11 protein-coding genes and 1 pseudogene are annotated in these 9,969 nt (G+C 41.4%); 6 read left to right on the top strand and 6 right to left on the bottom strand.

Annotated features, from left to right (window positions below):
- Positions 1-35: 35 nt before the first annotated feature.
- The 3 genes and pseudogenes from VPNCDNU1_RS17905 to VPNCDNU1_RS17895 all read right to left on the bottom strand — a co-directional run bounded on the left by VPNCDNU1_RS17905 (position 36) and on the right by VPNCDNU1_RS17895 (position 2,418).
- Positions 36-533 (bottom strand): GNAT family N-acetyltransferase, encoded by a 498-nt coding sequence (locus tag VPNCDNU1_RS17905; protein ID WP_104401588.1) that lies wholly within the window; start codon positions 531-533, stop codon positions 36-38.
- Entirely contained in the window at positions 530-802 is a 273-nt protein-coding gene (locus VPNCDNU1_RS17900) for a type II toxin-antitoxin system TacA family antitoxin (RefSeq protein ID WP_104401587.1), read from the bottom strand. Before VPNCDNU1_RS17900 ends, VPNCDNU1_RS17905 begins: the two co-directional genes overlap by 4 nt.
- Before the next feature lie 582 nt (positions 803-1,384).
- A pseudogene (locus VPNCDNU1_RS17895) lies at positions 1,385-2,418 on the bottom strand (IS110 family transposase).
- A gap of 233 nt (positions 2,419-2,651) precedes the next feature.
- Here VPNCDNU1_RS17895 and VPNCDNU1_RS17890 point away from each other — a divergent pair.
- From VPNCDNU1_RS17890 to VPNCDNU1_RS17880, 3 genes are all read left to right on the top strand, one after another.
- Positions 2,652-3,266, top strand: coding sequence for a GNAT family N-acetyltransferase (locus VPNCDNU1_RS17890; RefSeq protein WP_104401586.1), 615 nt, complete (start codon positions 2,652-2,654; stop codon positions 3,264-3,266).
- A 9-nt stretch (positions 3,267-3,275) separates the two neighbouring features.
- Positions 3,276-3,617: a hypothetical protein gene (locus VPNCDNU1_RS17885; protein ID WP_104401585.1), complete on the top strand. Its 342-nt coding sequence runs from the start codon at positions 3,276-3,278 to the stop codon at positions 3,615-3,617.
- A gap of 297 nt (positions 3,618-3,914) precedes the next feature.
- A complete protein-coding gene (locus tag VPNCDNU1_RS17880; RefSeq protein WP_104401584.1) occupies positions 3,915-4,334 on the top strand; it encodes a GNAT family N-acetyltransferase in 420 nt (139 codons plus the stop codon).
- Positions 4,335-4,731: 397 nt separating this feature from the next.
- Here VPNCDNU1_RS17880 and VPNCDNU1_RS17875 read toward each other — a convergent pair whose 3' ends face one another.
- A complete protein-coding gene (locus VPNCDNU1_RS17875; protein ID WP_104401583.1) occupies positions 4,732-5,760 on the bottom strand; it encodes a methionine synthase in 1,029 nt (342 codons plus the stop codon).
- 28 nt (positions 5,761-5,788) lie between these two features.
- The gene (locus VPNCDNU1_RS17870) at positions 5,789-6,766 is read right to left on the bottom strand and encodes a DUF1852 domain-containing protein (RefSeq protein WP_104401582.1); all 978 of its coding nucleotides are present in this window, start codon (positions 6,764-6,766) and stop codon (positions 5,789-5,791) included.
- Between the two features lie 356 nt (positions 6,767-7,122).
- On the opposite strand from VPNCDNU1_RS17870, the gene VPNCDNU1_RS17865 reads away from it, so the two are divergent.
- A complete protein-coding gene (locus VPNCDNU1_RS17865) occupies positions 7,123-7,932 on the top strand; it encodes a sulfite exporter TauE/SafE family protein (protein WP_104401581.1) in 810 nt (269 codons plus the stop codon).
- A 163-nt stretch (positions 7,933-8,095) separates the two neighbouring features.
- Positions 8,096-8,599, top strand: coding sequence for a GNAT family N-acetyltransferase (locus tag VPNCDNU1_RS17860; protein ID WP_104401580.1), 504 nt, complete (start codon positions 8,096-8,098; stop codon positions 8,597-8,599).
- Here VPNCDNU1_RS17860 and VPNCDNU1_RS17855 read toward each other — a convergent pair.
- The gene (locus VPNCDNU1_RS17855) at positions 8,587-8,988 is read right to left on the bottom strand and encodes a YkgJ family cysteine cluster protein (protein WP_104401579.1); all 402 of its coding nucleotides are present in this window, start codon (positions 8,986-8,988) and stop codon (positions 8,587-8,589) included. The genes VPNCDNU1_RS17860 and VPNCDNU1_RS17855 overlap by 13 nt on opposite strands.
- A gap of 434 nt (positions 8,989-9,422) precedes the next feature.
- Between VPNCDNU1_RS17855 and VPNCDNU1_RS17850 the strand changes: the two genes are divergently transcribed.
- Entirely contained in the window at positions 9,423-9,860 is a 438-nt protein-coding gene (locus VPNCDNU1_RS17850) for a GNAT family N-acetyltransferase (RefSeq protein WP_104401578.1), read from the top strand.
- Positions 9,861-9,969 lie beyond the last annotated feature (109 nt).

The raw sequence follows: 9,969 nt of genomic DNA, 5'->3' as shown, positions 1-9,969 counted from the left end.
CTGCGGTTTAAGCTGGCGTAAAGGCTAGTGGTTAACTAGCCTAAGCTTGCTCTCACATCTGCAATGGTGATGAAGAGTTTGTTTTCAGTGTCTTCAAATGGTTGAAAACCATAACGTTCATAGAAATGTTTCGCACCGTCTTTGGCATCGACGATAACAACTGGAAATGCAACGCTATCACTAGCAGCTAACAGCTTTCTGAGTGCGTCGATAAGCAGCCACTCGCCAAAGCCTTTCCCTTTATATCGGTCATCGACAGCAAGACGGGCAATCAGACCACCAGAGGTGGATGATTGGTGCTTTTTTTGTAACTTGTCGGGCAATGCCTTTAAGTCAATTGGCGTCATTGTTAGCGTGTAAAAGCCTATGATATGTAAGTTGTCGTTATCATCTTCCAAAACAAACGTTCTGGTGTTGTCTTTCTTTGCTTGCTGACTCGCCATTACTTTTAAGTAATTATTGAGAGCTTCGATGCCACAGTTGAATCGGTTTCTATTATGTTTAGCTTTATCTAGAAGTACCGTGTTCATCATTGAGTTTTGCTCTCGTATCGACTAGCAGCAGCTTTTAGTTTTGAGTTCTGTGTTGCAGGACGGTCTAAAGCTTCCATCAGCAACATAGCATCAGCTTGGCTCAGTTTTAAAGCTTGTTCACGTTCGATAACTTGTTTAGCTTTTTCAATTGCAGCGCTTAGAACAAATGAGTTTATACTAGACATGCCAGCAATCGCGGCAGCCTTAGTAAGTAAATCTTGTGTGTCGACATCAACTCTAGCGGTGATGCGAGGCAAGGTAGTAGCCATTATGTTATCTCCTGTTGTGTCAAAATGTCACATAGGCATTATGGTCTTAAAGTGTGCAATAAGCAATCTCTGTGTCACTTTGGCACGCAAACTAACCCATATGAGCCTTCCGCCTGTCAATAAGTAATAACATTCTCTTGGCTGCGATAGCAGCCAATCCTTCTCGAATAACAAAGTCATCTACTTCGTTTTGTCATTTTGGTCATTAAGCATGGCTTACGACAAACACATATAGAGGCTCTCTTATTGCGGTCTCACCGCGGCCAACGGTTCCTTCGTTGGGGCACTAGACATTTATCGGTTAACCCTAGCTGGTTCTATTCAAAAAGAAGGTTAAACCACGATTTTTCAAAACCATGACTTCCCAGTTATCTTCAGGCTCAGTTGGAGTGTAAACCACTTTGTTGTTCGTTTTTCAATTATGGGTGCGCACCAATAAAGCGGCTAATAAAAGCAAAAGAGCTTGGACTACCAGGCACAGCTGACCTTAGGGGCTGAACGCCCGGTGAATTTCCGTCAGCATGTGCTCTCATTCAGCACCAGTTAGATGTTCAGCTCACTTCATTGTGCGACTTATTCGGGTTAAAAGCGTTTTTCATCAAATACGGTTTTGTTCCTCAGCATAAAGTAAACGCATCGCCCAAGTTTGTGGGCAAGTGCAGAGAGGGCTTTGGCTTTGCTCATGCGTTTTTGCAATCGGTGAAGGTACTTTTTAGCGGGCTCATTCCCTCTCAGGTAAAGAACCGCCGCTTCAGAGAATGCCCACTTTAAATAGGCATTCCCAATCTTATCCCCATGGGTGCCTTTGGTTTTGCCAGCGGACTCTGCTTTGCACTTGACTAGGCGAGAGTAGGAAGCAAACTTCTGCAAGGAAGGGAAACGCTCGATATTGTCGATTTCATACAAAATGGTCAGAGCGAGAATACGCCCGATACCGGGGACAGTCTGGAGGATTTGATGATCCTGAGCATTGTGTTGTCTGGCGGTTTTCTCAATAAAGTGCTCAACGCTGGCGAGCTCTTTGGTGTAAAACGCAATGATGTTTAAGTCCATATCCATGTTTGCGATTGACGGCAGGCTCATCGAACTGATTGCGCACTTTTTCACGCGCACACGGGTAACGCAGTTGAACGTTAGCGCTTTGCCGGTTGTACTGACTGAATGTGTCGGAGACATGGGCTTTTAAGTCCGCACCATGTCGCATGATTTTTGTTCGTCGCCTGAGTAAATATCGAGTGACTCGCATGGTTTTTGGATAGACATAAGCAACAGGAAAGTTCCCACCTCTAAGAAGAGAGGCAATCTTGTAGGAGTCAATGCGGTCGTCCTTGGTTTTACCACCATGAACCGCTTTCATATACAGTGCATGACCCAGTGCGAAGTCAAAGGCGTAGTCGAGACAAAGGTCACTTATCCAGTACCGCCAATGCATGCATTCAACGCTCACGATGATGTTATCTTGGTAGGGTGTCAGTAGCTCCAGTAAGGTATTAGAATATGCATCAATCCTCTTATGGGGCAGTATTGCCAAGTGAATCGAGAATACAGACATAAAGAATGCGCGCATGCAGATCAATACCACAGTAATAGTTATACTGTTGATTACAAGTTCTCATTGAGTCTTCTCCATTTTGATTTGGTGCCTTCCAGCTTACCCGATAGGTTAAGTTGGAGGAGAAGGCTCAATGAGTATCAAAACGCTTAAGTCTGATTCGCAACGCTCGGCAGTTTCAATTTGCTTTGAATTTAGTGTTTACGGCGTAATGTAGCGGCTTGTTTTGTGTGTTGTCTGCAGCTTAAGCTGGTATTAGCTGTATTCAATAAAAATCACACATGCATGGAGAGTAATATGTGGTTAAACGACGTTGAGCTTGACTCAATGACTATAAAATTAGTTCCGTTATCTGAGGCGCATTTAAGCGAACTAGTGACGGCTGCAGCTGATGGTGAACTTTGGAAGCTTTGGTTCACATCAGTTCCTAGTAAAGAAAATATTAATGAATACATCTCAAAAGCATTAGATCAAAAATCTAAGGGTTTAGCTCTACCATTTGTGGTTGTCGAAAAATCAAGTGGTAAAATTATTGGTACTACACGTTTCTGTAATGCAGATCCTGCTAATAATCGAGTCGAGGTTGGTTATACTTGGTATAGCAAAAGCTTCCAACGCACAACAGTTAACACTGAATGTAAGTTACTACTCTTAACACATGCATTCGAAACACTCGATGCTATCGCGGTTGAATTCCGTACAAGTTGGCATAATCAGGCTTCAAGAGCTGCTATTACTCGCCTGGGTGCAAAGCAAGATGGTGTGCTCAGAAATCATCAAAAGCTAGCTAATGGTGGCTACAGGGATACTGTTGTATTTTCAATTATAAATACAGAATGGCTGGCTGTTAAAGAAAGCTTGGAATTTAAGCTGGCGTCATGTGACCGGATACACATGTGGCATGTTCGATAAGGAATAATTTTGACTATAGAAAAAGCGTGGAATGGTAATTTGGCGTTATGGAAAGCAGTGGTTTTTATTAGTATTTTGGGGCTGATAATTACGTTTATTACTGGTGCAGCAATTGGTCTTGGAATGTTGCAACTTAAACAATCAGGATTAGTACATCTAAATTTAGTTACGACAAATGCCTATACGATGTCTTTTTTACTTATTGTATATGGTGTCTTTGCGACAAAGTGTGTTTGGCTATCTTCAAAAAGCGCCAAAAGTAAAATGAGGAATGTTTTAGCTAAGTTGTGGGCTTTGCTTGTTCTAGTTTATATCTCGGCACTTACAATCCATTTTATATCAGCAATTTGAGTGTTTAAGTTGTAATGCGGCGACTTGTTTTGTATTGATATTACGTTTGACCGTAAACCAACGGTGGTCGGGTACTTTTGGCACTCAGGCAATTTTGGAATTAGAGTGCCATCTCAAAGTCTCGGATGTTGATAGGATTAATTTATGAGTTGCTTACAATAGTAAGCGAGCCCTCTGGCTATATGAGGAAATTGGATTTATGACTACAGACTACAATATGTCTAAAAAAATAAGGTCGTCGTAGCAACAACATAACAATCGCTCTAAGCGGACAACCCACTTGAATTTGGAAAATACATGGAATACAAATTAGATTTAGATCCTTCGGATAAGGATATCAATGAAATTCGAAGTGGGTTAATTAAGTACAATACTCCATTTCTGGAGGGAATACCTAAGTCACAAGTTGGATGTTATGCAGTCGATGATGGCAATAAAGTGGCTGGTATTATTGCTGACCTTTGGGGGAATTGGTTACTCATTAAGTTCCTTTGGGTCGATGACTCGATAAGAGGGAAGAACGTTGGTAGTCAACTTCTTGGACGTATTGAACAGTACGCAATAGCTTCAGGTTGTAAATCTGCACAGGTTGATACGCTGAGTTTTCAAGCGAAACCTTTTTATGAAAAACATGGGTATGAATGCCGAATGGTATTGGAAAACTATCCGATAGATTCATCTTTGTCCTTTCTCACAAAATCGTTCACAGAGCAATGAAGTGGTTAAAAAAGGCTGAAAACAGGAACGAACCTGCCTTTGGAGATCTTCGGATTATTCATCAAGGAGCTTCTGCGCTGTTTGTGGAAGTACGCTTGGTATTTTTGAAATGCATTGTCGGCTACTTTATCCACAATTATGTCTCTAGGAGATACGATAACCGTGTACAACCATGAACCCGAAAATTACTCCTGCCCATTTTGCCGGATGACTCAAACAGGGTTAAGTCAGGAAAGTGACGTAGTATATGAATCCGATAATGTCTTTTCTTACATCAGCCTTCATCACCATGAAACCCAATCGTTAAGTAGACGGCTCAAAGCCGCTCTCTAAAATGAAAATGCTCAAAGCAATGAAATACTTTGAGCATTTAGTAATGTTTTAATGGGCGCGAGTATTAAGCGGAGAGCTCTTTTCGAATAATCTCAGCACCTGCACTTAAGGCATTGAGTTTTCCTCTTGCAACTTCACGAGAAAGAGGAGCCATCCCACAGTTGGTGCACGGATAAAGCTTGTCGGCATCAACAAATTTTAGCGCTTTTCTTAAGGTGTCAGCGACTTCTTCAGGTGTTTCAATTTCGTTGGTCGCTACATCAATAGCCCCTACCATTACTTTCTTCCCACGAATGAGTTCAAGTAGGTCAATGGGTACGCGAGAGTTATGACACTCTAGTGAGATAATATCGATATTCGATTTCTGCAGCTTAGGGAAGACTTCTTCATATTGTCTCCACTCGGTGCCCAACGTTTTTTTCCAATCTGTATTCGCTTTAATGCCATAACCGTAGCAAATATGCACAGCGGTCTCACACTTCAGCCCTTCAATGGCTCTTTCTAACGTTGCGATGCCCCAATCGTTCACTTCGTCGAAAAATACGTTAAACGCTGGCTCATCAAATTGGATAATATCAACACCGGCAGCCTCAAGTTCTTTCGCTTCTTGATTAAGGATCTTGGCAAATTCCCAAGCCAGCTTTTCACGGCTCTTATAGTGCGCATCATAAAGCGTGTCGATCATGGTCATAGGACCAGGAAGTGCCCACTTAATCGGCTGATCCGTTTGTTGGCGTAAAAACTTAGCGTCTTCAACAAACACCGGTTTTTGGCGAGAAACAGGGCCAACAACGGTTGGGACGCTTGCATCATAGCGATCGCGAATCTTAACCGTTTCGCGTTTCTCGAAATCAACGCCACTTAAGTGTTCAATAAAAGTGGTCACGAAATGTTGGCGTGTTTGCTCGCCGTCACTGACAATGTCGATACCTTCTAACTGTTGCTCTTGTAAAGAGACGCGAAGTGCATCGTGCTTGCCATCAGTCAGTTCTTGGCCTTCCAGTTTCCAAGGAGACCATAGTTTCTCAGGTTGAGCGAGCCAAGACGGTTTTGGCAAGCTACCAGAAGTTGAAGTAGGTAATAATTTTTTCATAATAAATGCTGCTGTATCTTGTGTTGAATTAAAGCGCGTAATTCGCAGACCATTGCTCTAGAACGTTCTGGTAAGGTTTGATGAAGTGTTCTTCAGCAAACTTGCCTTGTTCAATAGCCAACTTACTGCGTTCTTCACGGTCGTAAACAATCTGAGTCAGCGAGTGATCTTGGTTCTTTAGGTTTGGCTTGTAGCAATTTCCTGCAACAGCATTTGCATTGTATATTTCAGGTCGGTAAATCTTTTGGAATGTTTCCATCGTGCTGATTGTGCTAATCAACTCTAGGTTGGTGTAATCGTTAAGTAAATCGCCAAAGAAATAAAAGGCTAAAGGTGCAACACTATTTGGCGGCATAAAGTAGCGAACTTGTAATCCCATTTTTTGGAAGTATTGCTCAGTCAAAGATGACTCATTTGGCTGATATTCAAAGCCCAAAACAGGATGTTGATTTTCAGTACGTTGGTAAGTTTTATTATCAGAAACGCTAAGGCAAATTACAGGCAGCTTCTTAAAGTTTTCTTTGTAAACATTCGAATTAACGAAATATTTAAATAGCTTCCCGTGCAGTTCACCAAAATCTCCAGGAATACTAAATTGAGGCTGATCTTTATTATGGTCTAGCAACAATACGCTAAAATCATAATCTCGCACGTAAGAGGAGAAGTTATTCCCAACAATACCTTCAATACGTTCGTTGGTATTATGATCGACAATAAACGTCTTCAATACTTCAATAGAAGGGAAAGCTTGTCCACTGCCTTCGATATCCATATCGACAGAAACGATTTCTAGCTCGACAGAGTAACGATCCCCTTTTGGGTTGTCCCAATGCGCTAAGGCATTAAAACTATTGTCAATCATCTTTAATGCGTTACGCAAGTTTTCTTGGCGGCTGTCGCCTCTTGCTAAGTTAGCAAAGTTGGTCGTGATCCGCGTGCTGTTAGATGGGTGATAGTTTTCATCGAGACAAATGCTATTTATAGTAAAAGTAAAATCTGTTTTCATGTTGATCTAGTAACCTATTTCCTGAGGTGAACGCTGAGTTTATTCCGTACTCTTTCTAGGGTTTAAGTTTTCTTTTTTATATCGAAAGAGTTGTCTTCATAGTTCTTATTATTTATACCCAAAAGTTCTATGAAGAAATCAACTGTAATATTTCTATAGTTTAAAGCTGAGAGTGTTTTATACGTGCTTCAGCTCACTAATAAAAATGTATTTATTTCAAAATCAACATGAGAAATATTCATGATCTATTGTGTTTGTAAATTTTAACAGGTGTCAGTTATATTAATTGGCCTGATGCGAAATGGCTGCATACCTGCAGTTAAATAGCTCCTTATCATATTTTAGAGGTGAACTGAGTGAGTGAATTGGTGTTGTTGATTGTATGCTGCGCGTTACTAGGCAGTGTTGTTGGATTTTTGGCTGGCTTACTAGGCATTGGCGGTGGGTTGGTGATTGTTCCAATACTGAGTGTTATTTTGTTTCAATTTGACGTTTTACCGCCTGATCAGGTGGTCGTTACTGCGATTGCAACTTCATTGGCCTCCATATTATTCACTTCAACTTCTTCGGCCATTGCTCACCATAAAAACGGAAATGTACCTTGGGACCTAGCGCCTTGGATAATGACGGGCGTTGCTTTTGGTGCGTTGATAAGTGGCTTTATGGCATCGCTACTGCCAGAACAAATCGTTCGTATAGTGTTTGCCGTGAGTGTAACGCTAATTGCTTTGAAGATGTTTTTAAGCAGTAAAAATAGCGCACCTTCCGATCGCCAAATGCCAGGTAAAAGCGTGTTAACGATTCTGACGACGATTACTGGTGGATTGTCTGCCATGATTGGTATTGGTGGTGGGGCTCTTTTGGTCCCTTTATTAACCTTCTTTTCGCTGGACATGAAAAAAGCGATTGGCAGCGCATCGGCTTGCGGAATTGTTATCGCGTTATTTGGCTCAATAGGTTATATCAGCTCAGGGAGTGTTCATTTTTCCCTAGAGGATGGCTTTGCTGGATTTGTGTATCTCCCCGCGTTGTTCGGCATTGTGTGTACTTCTTGGTTTACGGCACCATTAGGAGCGAAAGCGACTCATCATTTACCCGTGTCTACCATTAAGAAAATTTTCGCAGGATTATTGCTCGTCGTGGCGGTCAAAATGATCATGAATTAATGGAAGTCCCATTACGTTTCCTAACCCGCTTTTGATGAACATGAGCGGGTTTTTTTATGCTTAAATAGTGGTTGAAAATACAGATAGAGCAGATGCACAGTAATTATTCGGTGCTTCATTTTGGTGGCTAAATTGGTCGCTGGGTATAAATCAGGATATAGCTATGGAAATTCGATTGGGTAAATCCTCAGATGTTGCGTGTATTACCGATATCTTCAACTTCTATATAGAACATACCAATGCTCGATTTGAAGAGTTTCTGTTCACGTTAGAAGACCGCCAAAAATGGTTTTCTCAATTTTCCAGTCATTCTAAGCATCAGATCTTTGTAGCAGTTGATGAAGGAAAAGTTTTAGGTTTCGCATGTTCTCAGCCATACCGAGCGATAACGGCGTTTGACGATACGGTTGAAGTGACAATTTACTTAGCGTCAGGGGCAGAAGGTAGAGGTTTGGGCTCCCAACTTTATTCCCGATTATTTTCATCGATTCTTACTCAAGGGGTACATAGAATTTTGTCGGGTGTTGCGTTGCCTAATGATGCGTCAATCGCTTTACATAAACGCTTTGGGTTCAGAGAAGTGGGTGTTTTCAATGAGTACGCTAAGAAAAATGGGCAGTATATTAGCTCCATGTGGTTGGAAAAGATCTTACGCTATGAAAAGTGAGGCGGTCGGCTATCTATCATCATTATGTCTAGCTCTCTTTGCGCCTTTTTTGGGTTGGCTAAATCAACACTTTCTATCATTTCACACTCATCTCGAACCATTTCGTTGATTAAGCTGGGGTAATGACGGCAGTCTTCGGGTCTGTCCAAGTAGATACTGCACGTGTATCTATTGGGTTCTTGAGACATACGTTTTGGTGAAATTTCGAGAAATGGGCATTGTTTGAGCCTTTCGCCCGTTTTAGGATCGAACCATATTTCGTTGCCTTTAACGAATTCGAATATCTCAGGGTTAAATTGCTCCCATAGGTCGATTTCTTCTTGGGTTGCTGCTAGGTCACCATCACCGTATTTGATGCAGCACTTACCGCACTGGTTACAATTCTTCATAGTTCGCTATATCGTTTGATGGTTGCATTCTCATAGGTTCGAGTGATCTCAAGATGGTGCTATCAAGGCTAATTTTATGACCGCTTATGTTATTGTGATTGGAAACGTCAGATTGAATCAATGGACAACGTATATATTGCGAAAGCATAGGTTCATGTTACGTCTTATGCAATCTGTAATTTCATAGGGTGTAAGTGTTTTTTAGTACTCAATTTAAGTTAATGATCATCTCAGAGACGTATACATAAACGTGAATGAGCCGGTTCGAAAAAGCAGTGATTTGATTATTCATGACGTAGAGCCAGTAAAAAGCACGGTGGATCGCATCAGCCATTGGTTAACAACTGATCTTAACAACGCTAAGAAAACGTAGTGGGAACTGCTGTTAGAGTAAGGGTGTAACGGTGCGCACGCGTGAGTCAAAAAGGGAAGTTATGCCAGATCTAAAATTTGTCCAAATGAGCCCAAGTTCCCCGAGTTTGAATGAACTTGAATCTTTATTTAAGTCTGAATGGTCAGATTTTTCATTTTGTCACTATCACCTTGAATTGCCTCACCCCATAGTGGCTTCGCATGGAGAAAAGGTGATTGGCGGCTTAAGCTTTACCTTCTACAAGCATCCAAATTCAAATAGTGACGTTGTTTGGATAAATGCATTATTCATACTTCCTGAATACCGTGGTCGTAGAATTGCCGATAAGTTGATTGAAAGCGCTACGTTGGAAGTGGCGCGTCGAGGGTATAAACAGTTATTTGCTTATACTCATATCCCTTCTATCTATCAGCGTTTAGGGTGGACTGTACTAGAGAGCAAAGCCCAGTCAGAGTATAAGGTCATGAGCCTCGAACTGAATTCTCACCTCATTGATTAGCAAATCATTCGATTCAAGTGGTTTATTTCATAAGCATTTTCAATGATACATATACCCAAGTGACTTCAAGGTGCAGAATTCAGAGCCTCATATTCTGTTTCAATTCAAG

The sequence above is a fragment of the Vibrio penaeicida genome (assembly GCF_002933855.1).
In the GTDB taxonomy this organism is placed as follows: domain Bacteria; phylum Pseudomonadota; class Gammaproteobacteria; order Enterobacterales; family Vibrionaceae; genus Vibrio; species Vibrio penaeicida_A.
The sequence above is the reverse complement of the archived record's forward strand: the minus strand, read 5'-3'. Positions and strand labels throughout refer to the sequence as shown.